General features: G+C 57.7%; 15 protein-coding genes. 5 read left to right on the top strand and 10 right to left on the bottom strand.

Annotated features, from left to right (window positions below; genetic code table 11):
- The first annotated feature begins 1 nt into the window (after position 1).
- Positions 2–1,276 carry a WcaI family glycosyltransferase gene (locus BM052_RS12450; RefSeq protein WP_091147330.1) on the top strand — a complete coding sequence of 425 codons (1,275 nt, stop codon included), beginning with the start codon at positions 2–4 and terminating at the stop codon, positions 1,274–1,276.
- A 16-nt stretch (positions 1,277–1,292) separates the two neighbouring features.
- Here BM052_RS12450 and BM052_RS12445 read toward each other — a convergent pair whose 3' ends face one another.
- From BM052_RS12445 to BM052_RS12435, 3 genes are read right to left on the bottom strand one after another with little or no spacing between them, the layout of a single operon-like run.
- On the bottom strand, positions 1,293–2,498 hold the full coding sequence (locus BM052_RS12445) for an acyltransferase family protein (RefSeq protein WP_091147328.1): 1,206 nt from the start codon (positions 2,496–2,498) through the stop codon (positions 1,293–1,295).
- The gene (locus BM052_RS12440; protein ID WP_091147325.1) at positions 2,470–3,360 is read right to left on the bottom strand and encodes a metallophosphoesterase; all 891 of its coding nucleotides are present in this window, start codon (positions 3,358–3,360) and stop codon (positions 2,470–2,472) included. Before BM052_RS12440 ends, BM052_RS12445 begins: the two co-directional genes overlap by 29 nt.
- Positions 3,357–3,674: a hypothetical protein gene (locus BM052_RS12435; RefSeq protein WP_091147323.1), complete on the bottom strand. Its 318-nt coding sequence runs from the start codon at positions 3,672–3,674 to the stop codon at positions 3,357–3,359. The genes BM052_RS12440 and BM052_RS12435 overlap by 4 nt, the downstream gene beginning before the upstream one ends.
- A gap of 117 nt (positions 3,675–3,791) precedes the next feature.
- Between BM052_RS12435 and BM052_RS12430 the strand changes: the two genes are divergently transcribed.
- On the top strand, positions 3,792–4,565 hold the full coding sequence (locus BM052_RS12430; protein WP_091147321.1) for a methyltransferase domain-containing protein: 774 nt from the start codon (positions 3,792–3,794) through the stop codon (positions 4,563–4,565).
- 30 nt (positions 4,566–4,595) lie between these two features.
- Here the strand turns inward: BM052_RS12430 and BM052_RS12425 are convergent, their stop codons facing one another.
- Positions 4,596–5,363 carry a metallophosphoesterase gene (locus tag BM052_RS12425; protein WP_255406116.1) on the bottom strand — a complete coding sequence of 256 codons (768 nt, stop codon included), beginning with the start codon at positions 5,361–5,363 and terminating at the stop codon, positions 4,596–4,598.
- A gap of 168 nt (positions 5,364–5,531) precedes the next feature.
- Between BM052_RS12425 and BM052_RS12420 the strand changes: the two genes are divergently transcribed.
- Together BM052_RS12420 and BM052_RS12415 are read left to right on the top strand one after the other, a co-directional pair.
- Positions 5,532–6,359 (top strand): hypothetical protein, encoded by an 828-nt coding sequence (locus tag BM052_RS12420; RefSeq protein WP_143084830.1) that lies wholly within the window; start codon positions 5,532–5,534, stop codon positions 6,357–6,359.
- A gap of 116 nt (positions 6,360–6,475) precedes the next feature.
- On the top strand, positions 6,476–7,822 hold the full coding sequence (locus BM052_RS12415) for an oligosaccharide flippase family protein (RefSeq protein ID WP_091147316.1): 1,347 nt from the start codon (positions 6,476–6,478) through the stop codon (positions 7,820–7,822).
- Positions 7,823–8,800: 978 nt separating this feature from the next.
- Here BM052_RS12415 and BM052_RS12405 read toward each other — a convergent pair.
- The 5 genes from BM052_RS12405 to BM052_RS12390 all read right to left on the bottom strand — a co-directional run bounded on the left by BM052_RS12405 (position 8,801) and on the right by BM052_RS12390 (position 13,631).
- Positions 8,801–9,586, bottom strand: a complete 786-nt coding sequence (locus BM052_RS12405) for an IS66 family transposase (protein WP_255406115.1) — start codon at positions 9,584–9,586, stop codon at positions 8,801–8,803.
- 7 nt (positions 9,587–9,593) lie between these two features.
- Positions 9,594–10,610 (bottom strand): hypothetical protein, encoded by a 1,017-nt coding sequence (locus tag BM052_RS12400; protein WP_091147310.1) that lies wholly within the window; start codon positions 10,608–10,610, stop codon positions 9,594–9,596.
- Positions 10,611–10,675: 65 nt separating this feature from the next.
- Positions 10,676–12,139 (bottom strand): lipopolysaccharide biosynthesis protein, encoded by a 1,464-nt coding sequence (locus BM052_RS12395; protein WP_177198455.1) that lies wholly within the window; start codon positions 12,137–12,139, stop codon positions 10,676–10,678.
- Positions 12,140–12,202: 63 nt separating this feature from the next.
- Positions 12,203–12,385: a hypothetical protein gene (locus BM052_RS19510; RefSeq protein WP_143084828.1), complete on the bottom strand. Its 183-nt coding sequence runs from the start codon at positions 12,383–12,385 to the stop codon at positions 12,203–12,205.
- 94 nt (positions 12,386–12,479) lie between these two features.
- A complete protein-coding gene (locus tag BM052_RS12390) occupies positions 12,480–13,631 on the bottom strand; it encodes an acyltransferase family protein (protein ID WP_091147304.1) in 1,152 nt (383 codons plus the stop codon).
- An 832-nt stretch (positions 13,632–14,463) separates the two neighbouring features.
- On the opposite strand from BM052_RS12390, the gene BM052_RS19945 reads away from it, so the two are divergent.
- On the top strand, positions 14,464–15,219 hold the full coding sequence (locus tag BM052_RS19945) for a hypothetical protein (protein WP_177198454.1): 756 nt from the start codon (positions 14,464–14,466) through the stop codon (positions 15,217–15,219).
- 52 nt (positions 15,220–15,271) lie between these two features.
- Here BM052_RS19945 and BM052_RS19500 read toward each other — a convergent pair whose 3' ends face one another.
- Positions 15,272–16,564, bottom strand: a complete 1,293-nt coding sequence (locus tag BM052_RS19500) for a hypothetical protein (protein WP_143084826.1) — start codon at positions 16,562–16,564, stop codon at positions 15,272–15,274.
- Positions 16,565–16,567: the final 3 nt, after the last annotated feature.

Below are 16,567 nucleotides of genomic sequence, written 5' to 3'. Positions count from 1 at the left end.
CATGCGCATCTTGCTCTACAGCCTCAACTATGTTCCCGAGCCGACTGGCATAGGGCTGTATAGCGGCGGCCTCGCACAGTCACTCGCCGGTCTCGGGCATGAAGTCCGAGTCGTATGTGCGGTTCCTCATTTTCCGCAATGGAAAGTTTTCGAAGGGTTTCGACAAGGTTGGAAAAAGACTCGCGAACAGGGAGTCGAAGTGGTTCGCTGTCCGATCTATGTACCGACCAATCCTTCTGGTGCTAGGCGTGTCGCCCATTACTTTACTTTTTTTGCTAGCTCCATTTTTCCGATGGTTAGATCAGCTTTCAGTTTTAAGCCTGACCTGGTATTCTGCGTTGCGCCTTCGTTGATCGCGGCCCCCGCCGGCCTGATTGCAGCCAAGTTGTCCGGTGCGACTTCGCAGATCCACATTCAGGACTTTGAAGTCGAGGCCGCCTTCGCAACCGAACACCTATCCGGACAGGGCGCGGCAGCGCGGCTCGCGCGATGGTTTGAGAAGGCCGTCCTGCGCGCTTTTGACAAAGCCAGCACGATTTCCCCGGAAATGGTCCGTAAACTGCTCGAGAAAGGCGTTGTCCCGGAACGATCCTTCGAATTGCGGAACTGGGCGGAAATCGACCACATCCGCCCGCAACCCACGTCGCTTTTCCGGGAGCGATGGAACATCCGGACGCCACATGTCGCGCTCTATTCCGGGTCTATCGCCCAGAAACAGGGCATCGAATCCATCATCGACGCGGCCCGGGCACTTGCTCACCGCGATGACCTTACGTTCGTCATCTGCGGCAACGGGCCTCGGCGCAAGACGCTGGAGGCATCCGCCGCCGGATTGAGCAACATCCAGCTGCACGACCTGCAGCCGATGGAGGAACTGGGCGAACTGCTCAATCTTGCCACGGTTCATCTCCTTCCCCAGCGCAAGGACGCGGCCGATCTCGTCCTGCCTTCGAAGATGGCAAACATGCTGGCTTCTGGCCGGCCGATTGTCGCGGGGGTGGAGGCAGGGACGGGAATCGCACGTGAAATCGAAGGCTGTGGCCTGCTCTGCGAGCCGGAGAACGGTGCTGCCATGGCAGCGGCCATCGAAAGCCTGTTCGCGGATCAGGAACGGTATGCCGTTTTTTCCACCTCGGCTCGCGTTCGTGCGCAGGAACGCTGGGCACGCGACAGCATCATCGGGATGTTTGACCGAGCACTCCGTCGAGGCAGTTCGCATGAAAATACGCCCGATTCTGGTGAGAGCACGGCTCGAACTAAAAAGGAAAGTTCGTAGGCACATGCGATTTCCTTCAAACCGGAGGAAGAAAACGAGCAGACACTGTTTCGCTTCCAATCCTGCGCGCTTCGATGCGCCCTGTCACCCAACGCCGCACCGGCGTGTCATAGAGGTGGGCCAGCCCCCATGCGGCAGCCACCGCGCCGACCGTCGCCGCTAGTCCGCTCCATGGGGCGAAATGCTCCGGCGCCAGGTGCAACAGCCTCTCCGCCAACCGGTCCCAGGGCAAGGTCGCATGGATCACATAGAGCGGATAGGATATCGTGCCGAGCCATAGATAGGGGGCTGCCGAACGTGGCTCGCTGCCGAGCGCGGCGATGCACAGCAGCGGGAAGGCCAGCGCGACGCACGCCACATCCTTGGCCCACCCGAGCGAGGCGGGCAGCGCGAGCAGCGCGCCTGCCGCAATCAGGATCATCGGCGGCGGCAGGCGCAACCGCCACAATCTGCCTGCCTTGAAGAACCGTGCGAGCAAGACTCCCCCCGAAAAGCCAGCGATCACACGCAGCAGACCGATCTCTGGATGCTGCCAGCGGTAGCCGAAATCCAGCCCCCCAGCGCGCTGCGCCGCGAAGGCAAGTGTGATCTGGGCCATCACGAACACCACAATCAGCGCTCGGCCCCGCAAACGGCGAAGTGCTAGCACATAGGCAAGGTTGACGACCATTTCCCAGAACAGCGACCAGCACGGTATGTTGAGCGGATAGAGATCGGCGCGCGGAGCGGGGAAGATGTTGGGCAGCATCAGCGCACCCCACAGCACAACCGGCAGCAGCTCCGCCCAATTCCAGGCCGACACTCCGAGCAGCAATCCCAATATCGCCACCGCAGCTCCCACGCCCAGCCCCGCGAGATAGAGCGGCAGCAGCCGGACGATCCGCTTTCCCATGAAGCCGACGGCGGTCATGCCGCTTGCCAGTCGGTGCTCATAGGCATGGGCGATGACGATACCGCTGATCATGAAGAACAGGTCGACCGCCAGATAGGCGCTGGGAAACACTAGCGGCCCCAGCATGTGTCGGTAATGGAAAGTCACCACTGCCAGAGCGGCGATCCCGCGAAGCCCGTCCAGCGTCGCGAACAGGTGCTTTTCGGTGGTCCGGTCGACGGCTATGGCCTTAGACGATGGCGCACGATCCAGGCTCGGTCGGGTTTCGATCTCGCCTGCCGCCATCACCGAAATCCGTCCGTCAATGCTCGCTTCCCTTTCCTTCGGCATTGCGCCTTTTCCGTGTGTTCAGCGCAGAATCGCCGGGACCGCTTGGCGAAAACGGGCCAAGCGTGAGAAGCCACATGTCAGGCGGCGCACCGAAGCGAAAGGGAGCATTGCTCGTGCCCAATCCGCCGGTGACGACCGTTTCACCCGCGGCATCGTGAACCAGGCCGCACAGATAGCGCTGGTCTTTGACGATCTCGGGCGTGAGCGGCCCGATCAGCGGCAACACGATCTGTCCGCAATGGGTGTGGCCGACCAGCATCAGCGGCATGTCGAGGGGTCGTCTTGGCGCGCTGTCAGCCTCGTGCGCGACAAAAACAGGGACGCCGCCCAGGCCGTGCAACTGTTCTGCCAGAAGGGAAAGCGACCGCACCCGGAAACCATCGCCGGCTCCTCCAATCGCCAGCGGCCCGCGCCGGACGCTCTGGTTCACCAGCACCGTCACGCCCGCGCGTTCCAGGGCCTGTATCACCACCGCCGGATCGATCTTGCGATCATGGTTTCCAAGCACCGCCACGATGCCAAGAGGGGCATTCAGGTGCGAGAGCGGCTGAACCAACCGGGCCGCCCGCGCCGACGTGTTATCGAAGCCGTCCAGAAAATCGCCGGCAATCACCACCAGATCAGGCTGAAGCGCATTCACTTCGCCTACAATTCGTTCAAGGCGTCCCGTGCCCATGCTCCAGTTGCCGAGATGAATGTCACTCATCAACAGCACGTGCACCGGCGGCGCGCCACGCGGCCATTCCGGCATGGCAATCCGCGAGCGGCGGACCACCGGATCTTGCCGGGCGTTCGAATACCCCCACAAACTCACTCCCGCGAGCACGGACAGCGCAGCGAGAAACACACGCAAACGCCTCATTTCCGGACCTTTGGACGGGTGTCATCGGGAAGGGGCGGATCGACGAACTCAAGATTGTTGAAGCCCTGCTTTGCGAGATCGAGAGTTATGCGAACCAGGCATTTGCGATCGGCGCCGATCGGCTCCACGACCCGCAGCGGACGGCCTTCCGGCCAACCATCCGCCAGCTTCCGCAACCCGCGCCCGTCCAATGTCGAGCCGGCATAGACAATCTCGCAGCGTCCATGCTTGGCGTGCACGATGATATCGCCAGGCGCCTCGGCCGATGTCTGTCCGGCACTCGCCGCCAGCAGGAACAGGCCGATGGTCTTCATCGTCGCGGGTATAGCGGCCGCTCCCTGTTTTCAGCAACAGGCGAGTGGCATGTTGCGATGGCCCAGGCAGAGAAATAAAGCCATGGGTGAGCACGTGGCAGAAGGGGCAGAAACAAGATGATCGGGACAATGGTGCGAAGCAGGCTGAAGGCACTGCTGCCGCGCAAGCTGATCGACCAGCTCGTGCTGCTCGAACTCGGCGCGCAGGCGTTCCGCGACGTGCGGGGGCGGCATCCGCGTGACTGCTCTATCTGCGGCTATCACGGCCGGTTCTGGGCCAAAGGCCGGCAGCCGATGGTGTTCGATGGCGAATGCCCGCAATGCCGGTCGGTCGGCCGGCACCGCCAGCAGGAGCTGCTGGTGAACCGTCACCCTGATTGGATCGAAGGCGCCCGGGTTCTCCACTTCGCGCCGGAACCCTGCTTCGCCCAGCGTTACCGGCAGCGGATCGAGGCGACCGGCGGGCAGTACGTTCGCGCCGCCTACGTGCCGCGCAAGGGTGAGACACAGGTCGACATGCAGGCGATTCCATTTGCGGACAACGCGTTCGACACGGTCATCCATCACAACGTGCTCGAACATGTGCCCGACGATCGCAAGGCGCTGAGCGAGATCGCCCGCGTGCTGCGGCCGGGCGGTCGCACGATCCTGACCGTGCCGCTCGTAGAGGCGTGGGAACGCACCTACGAGGATCCGTCGATCGAGACGGAGGAAGCGCGCGATCTGCACTTCAACAAAAACGATCACTTGCGGCTCTACGGCCGCGACTTCCATGACCGGTTGGTGGGCGCCGGGTTCGACTATACGCGCTATGTCGCCGAAGAACCCGAGGTCAGCCGCTACGGGCTCGAGCGCGGCGAGACCATCTTCATCGCCAGCCCTCGCAAGTAACACACTAGGCGTGAGGTATTGGACGCACGCTTACGCGGGCGGATCGCCGCTCACCGCCAGCACTGTCTGGCTGGTGCCGTCGAGGCAAATCGCGCTCAGCGTGTTTGAGCTATAGGCGCCGGTGTCGATGCCGATGCGGTTGGCGCGAATATCGACCTCGGGGAAGATCGTGTGGCCATGGACGATCACGGCGCCATGATCGCGCGTATCCTCCAGGAACGCCTCGTGCCCCCAAAGAAAATGCTGACGCGCCTGGCGCTTCAGCGCCACGCCGGGCCGCACCCCAGCGTGGGCGAACAGATAGTCGCCCGAGCGCGCGGTCAGCGGCCAGGTCGCGATCCAGTCGACCCAGGCTTTGGGCACCGCGCGCCGCAGAGCAGCCACCCAGGGGACGGCATCCTCGCCTTCGACAAACGGTTCCAATCCGAAGCTCTGCACCGTTTCCACGCCGCCGACGCGCATCCACCCACGCAATGTTCCTTCGTCGCCCGCGAGCGTGCGCAGCAGCATCTCCTCATGGTTGCCGAGCAGGATCACGAGCTCGGGCATTCGGTTGCGCGCCTCGTCGAGCGCTTCCAGCGACCCGCGCGAGTCCCGTCCGCGGTCGATCACGTCGCCGATGATGACGATGTGCAGTCGCTCGGGCGGGCCGAGCTCGGCCGAGTGCTTCCCGATCGCGACCAGCATCCGCTGGAGCAGATCGGTGCGGCCATGGATGTCCCCGACGGCGTAGACCCGCTCGCCTGGTGCCGTCGCCGGCACGGTGCGGCGGTTCAAAAAGGTGCGAAAGGCTTTCACGGCCTAGCTTTCATAGCTCCATCTCGCTGCAGGCAGCAGACACAAACATCTGCTGTTAGCTGCGCGCCTGTCGATGAACAAGGGATGGCAAGCGGTGTCGAACCGCCCGGCCAGTGTCTGAAGGCAGTATCGCGACGGAAAATTGGTTGCTAATGAAGCGGCGCCAGCATGGAGGACATATTGCGAGCATTGCGGATTACGGCGGTCATCACAGCAGCCGCGGTGCTCCTTGTCACAGCATTGATGTGGGGAACCACCCCATCGGCAGGCGCTGGGCTAACGCGGGTGCCTGCAAAGACACCGTTCACCAAAGGACATTATTACCTCTACCTCCAGCCATGGGGTGGTGAGGACTATTGGCTGACGCGGTGGTGGAGCCGCTATGCCGATGCGGCCGTGGTCGATCACAAGCGATTTCCGTCGAACACGCTCATCTCATGGCGGTGGCCGCCTTTTCCTCCGCGCAACGGCGTCGGCGTATGGGGTTACAATGCCTTGAGTTATGGCAACTACGATGGCGGCGCCCCGGAAAAGCCAGTGGCGCCGGTTCAGGTAAAAAACCTGAAAGCGCTGAACCAGACTTTTGCATGGTCGCTTTCCCATCGCTTCGGTGACGCCAACGTCCTGACCGAATTCTACCTTGATCCCCCCACCAAACCTGTGACCGCCCACAAAATCGAGATCGGCTTTTTCCTTCATACCCCCGATCACACCCGGCGTTTCTTCGAAAGTGCCCCCACTTCAGTCGGCCAATATGTCGACACGCAAGACCGGCGCTGGACGGTGCGAATGAGCGGCACCTTCTGCATGTTCGCGCCCGAAGGATATGGCGATATCCAGTCGGGCAGGATCGACATGCTGCATGCGCTGCGGTGGCTGCAGGTCAAGGGCGTGGTCAAGGGAGACGAGATGTTCCTCGGCTTGGCTTTTGGAGTGGAACCTGTGCAGGGAACAGGCCGCCTGAAGGTCGACCGGTGGCAGGTTGTCATGAAATAAGCCCGTCGGTTTCATTTGCTTCGATCCATTTTCCATATGCGACACGACCACAGCCGGGACAGGGTAATGCTGGGTTTCCAGATCTCGTTTAAAATCGATGCCAGGCCGGTCCTGTAGTGCATGAAGCGCGCGTCTCGATCGGTGGGAAAAGCGTGTGGACGATCGTGGTTTACGCCGCTTCAGCGGCGATCCGTTTTCTCACCAACATCATCCTGACACGGCTGCTGGCACCCGAAATCCTAGGGGTGGTAGTGATTGCGCAAGCGATCCGCACCGGGGCGGAGTTGCTTACCGACATGGGCATGGAGCAGAATGTCGTCCACAGCCCCCATGGGGACGACGAGCGCTTCCTCAACACCGTGTGGACGCTGCAGATCCTGCGCGGTATCGCGATTGCAGCAGTCACCATCTTCGCTGCCTACGCCGTCTCGCGCTTCTACCGCGTCGATACTGCCGTACTGGTCGCGATGAGCGCCGCGCCGTTCCTGAATTCGCTGGCCTCGACGTCGATTTTCAGCCTGTCGCGGCATTTGGAAGTCAAGACCAAGAACCTGTTCGAGCTTGCGAGCGAGGCCGCCGGGCTGATTATCAACGTCACCCTGGCGTTGTGGCTGCACAGCGTTTGGGCGCCCATTATGGGTATCCTCGCCACGCTCGCAGTGCGTTCTGCAGCCAGCTATCTATTACCGCATCAACGCCATCGCCTGCTTCTGGACAGAACCTTCGGGCAGGCGATCTTCGAGTTCAGCAAATGGGTCATGCTGTCGTCGCTGATGTTGTTCGGCGCGGTCTATGCCGACCGGCTGTTCCTCGGGCATGTCGCGAGCCTGGCCGTGCTCGGTATCTATGGGCTTGCCCGGGCGCTGTCCGACGTTCCGTCCATGCTCGCGACACGACTGGCGATGCAGATCGTGTTCCCCACGGTCGCAAAGGATCAAACCCGTGCGGATGCCGCCGCGCGGACCGGACTCGCCCGGACGCGCCGCTATGTCCTGCTGCTTTTTGCGGTCGGCATTGCCACGGTGATGGCCTGGTCCGACTGGACGGTGCGCCTGCTCTACGATGTCCGCTACGAGCAGGCGGGATGGATGCTTTTCCTGCTGCTCGCGAGCAGTTGGTTCGCCGTGCTCGCCTGGTTCGGCGAGGCCAAGATGCTCGGCCATGGGATGCCGCGAAGCGTCGGTGTCGCCAATGCAATCCGCCTGGCGGTCATGATGGGCGGGCTCGTCGCAGGCTTCTCGCTGCTCGGTCTGCCGGGCGCGGTGCTTGCGCTGCCAGCCAGCGAGCTTGCGCGCTATGGAATCCTCAGGGTGGCCCAACGCGGCCTGCCGAACACCTTCGCGCTTCAGGACGCCCTCTTCACCCTGGGTTTCCTGGCGTTGCTGATAGCCTGGGTGACGATACGCGTATCGCTGGGGCTTGGCGTGCCCTGGGCGTTGATGCCCCACGCCTGGCCGGCCTGATAACGGCCGCCATCACCTGTAGCTATTGCGGCTCGCAATAATGATCGGCCGGAACTGCAATAGAGGGCGGTTTTCGGCCCACATTGCGTGAGACGTTCGTAAGACCGTATGTCCATCTGCGCGCCTTGGGTGGCTGGCCCTACACTGCGCATCCGAGGGTTTCTCGGACGGGCCGAGTCGATCCTCATCACAGGAGGACGAGCCGTGGAACATTGTACAGAAGTCTTCGTCGGTATCGATGTCGCAAAAGCCCGGAATGCCGTAGCTGTGGCGCAAGGGAACTGGTTGGCTTCATGTGGGCTGCAGCCCGCGAAGCCCAACCAGCCTGACATCTGCCACCAACCCCGCGTACAGGCGGGGGTGGGATCATCGGCAGGGGAACATCCGACGGACGTTTTGTGGCCGGCATCGCCGACGCCCGCAGTAAGAACGGATCAGCCCCGGACGCATACTCGGAACTGCGGTATCCAATCCGCGCATCAGAGCTTGATCACCGACGGTCTAACGATCCCACCTCCACCTGTACGCGGCCACATTCAGCCGCCACAACCCGTGGCCCAATCCTCGCGCCTACTAAGTTGACAACGGACATCAGAGCGTCCGCCCGGGACCGTTGGCGGCAGAAAACGCCCCTTTGCAGACGCTTCGCCTTGCAGTTAGCATGGTTGGATGGAAGTCACATCGATCATCAGAACCGACGCTCTGTTCCTCGGTCGCCTTCTCGCTCAATTGGCGGCAATGACCATGCTGGTTGGTGCCGCGCTGCTACTGGTGAATGAGGCTAGCTTCTGGTCGCGATGGAACCTGCTGTGGGCGATTGCCGTCCCGTTCGCTGTCTCGTACGCATTTAATCGAGATGCTCGAAGGCGGGTCATCACAGGCTTCTGCCTTGTCCCATGGTCTCTGCTCTCCGTCTTCGTGGGTGTCGCTTTGTTCGCTATCGAGCCCTAACGGTAGCTTACTACCCAAAATGCGCGTTCACGCCTGCGGGGTGGCCCAGTTCCAAGGCAGCAGCTCGTCGATCCGGTTGATCGGATGCCCCTTGCCGATGCGGTCGAGCACATCGGCCAGCCACTCCTGCGGGTTGATGCCATTGAGCTTGGCCGTTTCCAGCAGTGAATACATGGCAGCGGCGCGTTCGCCGCCGCAGTCGGCGCCGGCAAACATCCAGTTCTTGCGCCCTACGGCTATGCCCCTAAGGGCATTCTCCGCCGGATTGTTGTCGATCTCCAGCCTGCCGTCGTCGGTGTAGGCGAGCAGTTGCGGCTTCAGCTTCACGGCATAGCGCAACGCTTCCGCCAACGGTGACCGGGCCGATGCCCTGGACAGCACATCATCAGCCCAAGCGAAAAAATCCAGCGCCTTGAGCTTCGAGAGCTTACGAGCCTTGCGGCGGAAATCCGCAGGCTCGCGCACGATCTGCCGTTCGACGTCGTAAAGCTCTCCGATCATCTGCAGCCCTTCGAGTGCCGCCGAGTTTGGATCTGCCTTGTAGATATCGTTCAGCTTGCGCCTTGCATGGGCCCAACAGGCAACAGGCGTGATCGGCGCCGGTTTACGGTCACTCGCGTAGAGGCGCTCGAAACCGGCATAGGCATCGGCCTGCAGGAAACCCGCAAAGGTCTTGAGATGCTCGCGCGGTCGCTCACCCTTCCGATCGGGACTGTAGCGAAACAACGCTGCCGGCTTGTCCAAGTGGCTCCATCGTCGGTTATCGCGAAGGTAAACCCATAGCCTGGGTCCCTTTTGGACGCCGATTGACACCACAACGTCAATTCGCGAAAGGGGCAGATGAAATCAACTCGACACCACTTCCCTCGAGCAAGCGCTCCACAGAGCGATCTCCGAAATAGGCGGCATCGCAGTAGAAATCAGAACCAAAATCTAGACAACGAATGTCAGGCCGCATGAGTGACAGAGTCACAAGGCCGGTGCAGCAAAATCCAATGACTGTTGAACCCGGCATGCTCCCCGCCATATCCTCGATCGACTGTCCCTCGCCGATTACTTCGCAATCAGCTAGTTCGTGGAAGAGCGGACCGTCGGTTGCACGCGGGTGTCGCTTCACGTAGTATTTGGTGAATGGTAGTGTCTTCTTCCAGGAGATGAACCGCTGCGCAAACTCGGCGTAGTTCGCCTCTGTCATCCATAGATGTAGCCCTGTCATCGCAATGACCGCCGCCCCGGGATCGGGAACTACTTCGCGGTCCGCCTCTGGGAATTTGATCAGCCGGATTTTCTCCGGCGGAGCAACAACGCCGTGCGCAGCGAACGTATAAACATGACGAGTCTCAGGCTCGAGTGAACCGGACACGTGGCGCGTCGGTTCGCGCCAGGACAATCCCAAGATACGCGCAAAAACCGGCTTAACAGCTGTGCGCCACCAGTCCCGGTTCTTCATCTGGATGTCCTGGAAGTTCATGATCCCTTCGGCAAGGACCGAAATTTCCATCTCCGGATGCGCGCTTGCCACTGAGAAAAAGTGGTTGTTCAGAACATTGTCGTTATTGACCAGGAGGACGTGACGAATGTTCCCGGTTGCCAGAAGCTGCCGGATCATCCGCGAGGCGCGGCGGAAGTAACCGATCAGGCGCAGTTGTCCGGATATTCGGAACGAAGGCTTGACCCCATAGTCGACGCGCATTGTGCATTGGTCGAGCCAGGGTGCGTCAAGCTTGCGCATGACAATCACTGCCACCCGGTCGAGGCCGATGCCTTTTTCCTTGAGGGCGCCCTGCGCCATCACCGAGGAAATTTCGTTGTTCACGCACAGGATCGTATCAATCATGCCCACGCCTCATGTCGGTCCCATCGTCATACCTGCGAGAACACCTCTTCCGTAGCGGGCGGCGATCACGCCGTCGCCGGCTTCGTTATTGTAACAAGCTGGCGCGCATACCGCACTGCAAAGGCAGCCAGAACCGCGGAAATCCCGGCGGCTGCAAGCACGCGAATGCCTAGGCCCTCCCAGCCTAGCGCGGGCACGGTGGGTTCGAGAAGGACTAGCGCCAGCACGATGGCGCTCACCGTCAACTGCATCATCAGCGGTATGGTCAGCGGCGGCGCCATGTAACGTGCGATTGCGGTTCCGCCGAGCCAGAGCAACGTAAACGTCACCGCATTCATCCACGCGGCCGCCATGTAGCCGTAGACTGGCACCAGCGCGAAGGTCGTAGCGATGCACGCAGCGCTCACCATGATCGAATAGAGCGTAATGGGCCGCACGCGCTTGAGAAAAAACAGCTTGCGCGTGTCGGACAGGTAGTGCCCATAAATGTAGTGCGCCAGGATCAGGAACGGCGCAACGTCCCCCGCCGGCGCGCGCGTGGGGCCCAGCACCAGCAGCAGCGCCGGCCGCGCAGCCATCACTGCCCAAACCGCCACTGCGCCCAGACCCAGCGCCTGCACCGCCGTGGCGTTGTAGTGCATCGGGTCCGCCATCGGGTTGGATCGCTTCCAGCGATAGTACATCGGCGCGTAAGCGAGGTCGATCGAAACTACGATCAGCCCCATCAGAATTCCGCTGACATAGCCCAGCTGATACGTCCCCACCGTCGCCAGACTGACGAAGCGTACGAGGATGAACGGATCCGCCTGTGTGCGCAACCAGAAGGCGAGGTCGTAGAACAACAGCGGTGCGCCATATCCCAAGTTCTCGCGCCATAGCACGCCCGGCGCCACGGCACGCTCGGCCGGCTCGCGGGGCAGCAGGCGAAACCGATAGACCGCGGCTGCCGCCATGAAGGAGAGCAGGCTGCCCAGCGCCACGCCGCAGGCGGCACCGATCGCGCCGCCATGGAACAGCGCCACGATGGCGATACCGAACAGGCATTGCCCACCGGCCTGCCCCAGCTTGAGAAGGGTAAAGCCAACCGCGTCGTTGCGCATGCGGTGCAGCAGCACCACGATCAGCAGGAAGGAATCGGACGCCGCGATCAACAGCAGCAGCAGCACATAGGGCCACCAGTCGAGCGCGCCCGCGGTCAGGACGGGCCACAAAGGAATGGTCGCCAGCAGGATCGCCACGCCGACGCCAAGCGTCAGCACCAGGCGCTGGAAGACCAGTTGCTCCAGGAAATAGCGCAGCCGCCCCGGGCTTTCCTCGTAGTCGATGTAGTGGCGCGAGGCGGCCTTGCTGAGCCCCATGTCGAGCACGAGATTGACCACCGCCATGGCCGATACGAACACCGCATAGCGCCCATACTGGTCCTGCGGCATCAGCCACGCGTAAATCGGCAGGACGACGTAGGCGACCGCACGCTGCAGCGTGTTGCCGATCACGTAGATGCCGGTATTGGCGACGAAGGATCGCTTCATGGAACTCCTGGGAAAGGCCGTGCGCGACATTACACTGCTGCGGTTTCGCGCTATCCGTGCCGTTCAGGCCCGATGTTCATCGACGATGACACCTATATGCTCGTCGGTCTGCGCATTCGGCTTGGCGTAAGTGAAGAAAATGGAAAGCTTATCTCCCTTGTTTTTTAAGTCGGACCCGAGAAAAGCGGGCACGATGATATAATCGTCCTTCGCCAATCCTGCCGTCTGATGATCGGTAAAGTTCAAGCTTCGCTCCTGCCGTCCCAGTCAAAGTAGATCTTGTGCCATGTTCACACCGACCGTTTTCCAAGCTTAAATTAATTTAATACCCATGTTTGACTTAGGCATAGGCGAGACGAACCTTTCCTAAATGGCCCAGAAGCCACTTGCGAACATCGTTAGTTCGAGATTCGAAGCAAACATACATAAGAATCGAAAAAATTATCGCCGCCGTGGCGTAGCAAAATATAATAAACCACCCAGAAAAAACTTTTATTGAAAAGTGACCAGGCTCAATTCCGAAGTAGATAAAAATTGAAACAAGCGCATTCACTACCGGCATGTGGAACAAATATAGGGAAAACGAGATGTCCGAAAGTCTTTTTGCAGGCAGCGATATCTGACTCGGCAACTTGACCTTCCCAGCGAGCAGTACTGCCGCAACTATCACAATCATTATCACTACATCGATCACAAACTGTCCATTCAGTCGCACTCCGAAGGCTAGGAGTGCCGCATAAGTTAGGCCGAGGCAGACCAATCCAAGATAAGACTTCCTACTTTCCATGCTCGCGAGAGTTCCTGCAAGCCAAAACCCCGAATAAAGGATAGTGTTGTTAGGGTTGAGCGGCTCGAATGCCATAAGTCCAACAATCAGTGCAGCAATGCCAAAACCAGCTATCTTAGCCCGAACACTCTTCCAAACGTAGAGCGTCATAAAGACAACACCGAAGAATACGTAATAGGTCATTTCATTCTGGATCGACCAGAAGGGGCTGTTCGAACAAATTGTGGGCAACACCGTCTTGTTCAGAAGTACAAGGTTGCCCACGATGTCAATAAGATCAGGATTACAATTTTCAGGCCTATCTGGTTGTGAAAAACTTATTCCGAGCGTCGCCATCAGTGCGGCTGCGACTAATGCCGAGAAAATTACCGCAGGAATTGCAACAAGATAAATGCGTGAAATGCGATCAATAAAATACCTAGTTGCTTCTTGAGCATTTTGAGTTTGTAATAGCTTTCGGCCTACTAAATATCCCGACAGGACAAAGAACACGATTACCGCCTCATGGCCGAGGTTGAAAATGAGGCGCGGGATGACACTTAGTTGCCCGAATTCCACAAAATCACTGTTTTCCCCGAAAACACGATTCTTGCAGTGTTCGAATAAAACTAAAAGCGCCGCCCCGCCGCGCATCACATTCAATGCAACACTTTCGCGAGCTGAAATGCGCTTGACTGCAAATTTATCCGAGATTTCGGCAGTCATTTCATTGACCCTAGTTTAATCTAAGCCTGTCTCTTATTCAATCGTCCGAAAATCTATCATACTCGAACTTGCCGCAGCAGACACTCGCGGGCCGCGACGCCTCGGCGGGACCGGGGCACCCGGAGAAGATGATATAGCCCGTCCTCCACTCACCAGCCTCCCGGTCTTCGGTAAATGACACATTCGCCATATCAATCTCTCATTTAATCAGGGCATTTCGCACTAGCCCTTTCCATTTGAAGTGTCCACTATCGATTTGCTGCACCGCAGCGTCGCGGCCCGCTTGCAATAATCTGAAAGATCTGTTTGACGAAAGTAGCCGTATGATAAAATGTTGAACAGGATCTGCCGATCGGCCAAGGAGGTCAATTTGCTGAAACGATCGAGAAGACAAGTTCTACTTGGCGTTGGTTCTGGCCTCGCTGCGCTATCCGCCTCCAAAAGTGTTCCAGCGCAGGCTATCTCAAGAATAATTCCTCAGCACTATGGGGCCTGTGGCGACGGCACTGGCGACGACACGCATTCATTGCGAAAATTCTTCAATGCCGTCTCGGCAATGGGCCGGAGTACTGGATCGAAGGGCCTTGGGCTAATCCCCTCAGGCATCTATAACGTTTCCGATCTCGTCTTGGTTGGATCTGATAGTGATATTATCTGCAACGGGACAATCCGTTTTTTTGGAGCATCGGCGATCGGTGGCGTAGTCCTTATACGATCTAAAAATAACATCTCATGGTCTGGTGGAACAATTGATTCGAACAGGCAAGGCAACGATAATTGCTTTGGGATATCCGGCTTACAGAGTTTTGGGGGCCATTCGAGCGATATTACAGTGAGTAATCTTACTCTAGTAGGCGCCAGAAGTAGCGGAACAGGCCGAAATGATATTGGACGGAAGGGAGGCAAAGGATTTACCCTTCAGTACGGGCCTCAAAACGTTAGTATATCGAATATAATAATTCGAGATTGCGACATCGGTTTCAGTATTGAAGGCAAAATCGCTGACGGCGGTTCGACGACTGGAATTCACGTTAAAAATGTTACTTGTCAACATTGCCATCTCGTTGGCTTGTATATCCTTGCGAGTCCCAGCTCTAAACGAATAAGCTTGGATGCCCACCTGAGCGACATTGTATTTCAAGATTGTGCAACAAGTGATCCCAAAAATTTTGGGGTGATCCACGGAAGAACGGCAGCCGGGGTGATTGCTACTGGCATAACGATACGAAATAAAACAAATGGAGTCACCCCGCTCCGCGGAACTTTTCGAGACTCACGATTTGACATAATACTGGAGTGCGCCAACCCACGAAGTTTGATTGACCTCAACCCAGGGGTTGCCGCGCTCGATTTAGCTATTTTACCGCGAGATATTAGCTCGCGTAATCTAGCAATTTCTATGCTTCTTTCTGCGTCCTCGGAAAACACCCAGCATTCGGCGATTTTACTTCCATCCGGGAACAGGCCACAACGCAGCACGTTCAAGATTAGAGGTATCAGTCCACTTGGAGCAATCAACCGACAATTGAAAAGCGGGAACTTGTCTGATTATCCCATGCCACAAGGAAATAGAATTACCTTGGAGTGATCAAACATCTCACCTCAATGAGGGGCGGATAGCCTCCTTTTTGAGGGTGAGATCAAGTCTTAGCTCGTGCAGGTGCGCGCGGCACAACGACGGAAGATGTCGATCTCGAAACGGCCAGCATTGCTAGAAGAATGGAAAAGTAGCTCCAAGGCCGAGAGGTAGGAAAGCCGCCGTCAAAATTGAAAACAAGAAAAAATATCAGAAACAAGAACGATATGGATGGATTAAAAATCCTCATCCCAACTAGCATCGCTGGCAGAATAATAATTCCCATAATGATCCCGCAATAGGTGAGCATCTCAAAAAACGCATTCCCCCAGCCAATATAACCAGCGCCGTCTTTAAGACGTTCTAGATCATAACTTTTAAAGTTTGAATAAACATCAAACTGAATATCTGAAACTAGCTCACGGCCGCCAATTCCTGCCCCTGCAATCGGATATTTTTTTGCAGTTTCGTAAGCAACGAGCATCGGTCCGGTGCTTCTGGTAACAGTACTCACGTCTTCGTTGTTTGCGATCATTTGCGCGCGCTCGAACGGTAATAAGCTCGCTATTTGCGGCAAAAATGACAACATACATACCGCACCTACGACAAGTATGAAAAGAGACGTAGATCGGATTTTCTGGCGCTCTCCGAATTTAATCCTCCTCACCGCCGTACTCGCTATTACAACAGCAGGTGACAACAACATAGTTGGGCTGCGAATGGCTAGAAATGCCAATATAAATCCAATGAATCCGAAGACGTATCTAAACCTATTACGACTTAAAATCACTGAGCCAGCCAAAGCTATACTGATTGCCTTGGCAAGATGGGATGGCTCTTGCGTGAAAAGTTTAGGGCGGATGACGCCAGAAATCAGCAGGTCTCGATCATCTGCCGAGTACGAGTATCTTCCAGCGTAGAGCCAATTACGAACACTATCAGACAGTTCGCGAAAGGGTGAGATATAAATCTCGGCGTAAGAAAAAGTAATCAAAATAGTGGTAATAATTGTCATCATTATGGAAAGATTTACTCTTTTAACTCTCCTAATTTCAAAAAATACGCCCAAAGAACAAACGACGCTTGAAACGAGGAGTACTAATGACTTCATTTCTTCAGACGCAAATTTATCAGGAGCTGGGCTGAATGGTATAGTCAAGCCCCATAGACACACAGCGCCAATCATCGTCAGCGCTGCGGGAATATCCTTTCCCGTTCCGACATGCAGGACAAAAGCTATTGTACCAAAAATCGTGAGGATCAAACCTCCAACATATATCCCACCGATCCAAAAGCCTAAATTTAGATACAAGCCTAAAAATATGCCGCTAATAACCAATATATGAATTGCGCGCATTCT

Source organism: Novosphingobium sp. CF614 (assembly GCF_900113255.1).
Lineage (GTDB): Bacteria > Pseudomonadota > Alphaproteobacteria > Sphingomonadales > Sphingomonadaceae > Novosphingobium.
The sequence above is the reverse complement of the archived record's forward strand: the minus strand, read 5'-3'. Positions and strand labels throughout refer to the sequence as shown.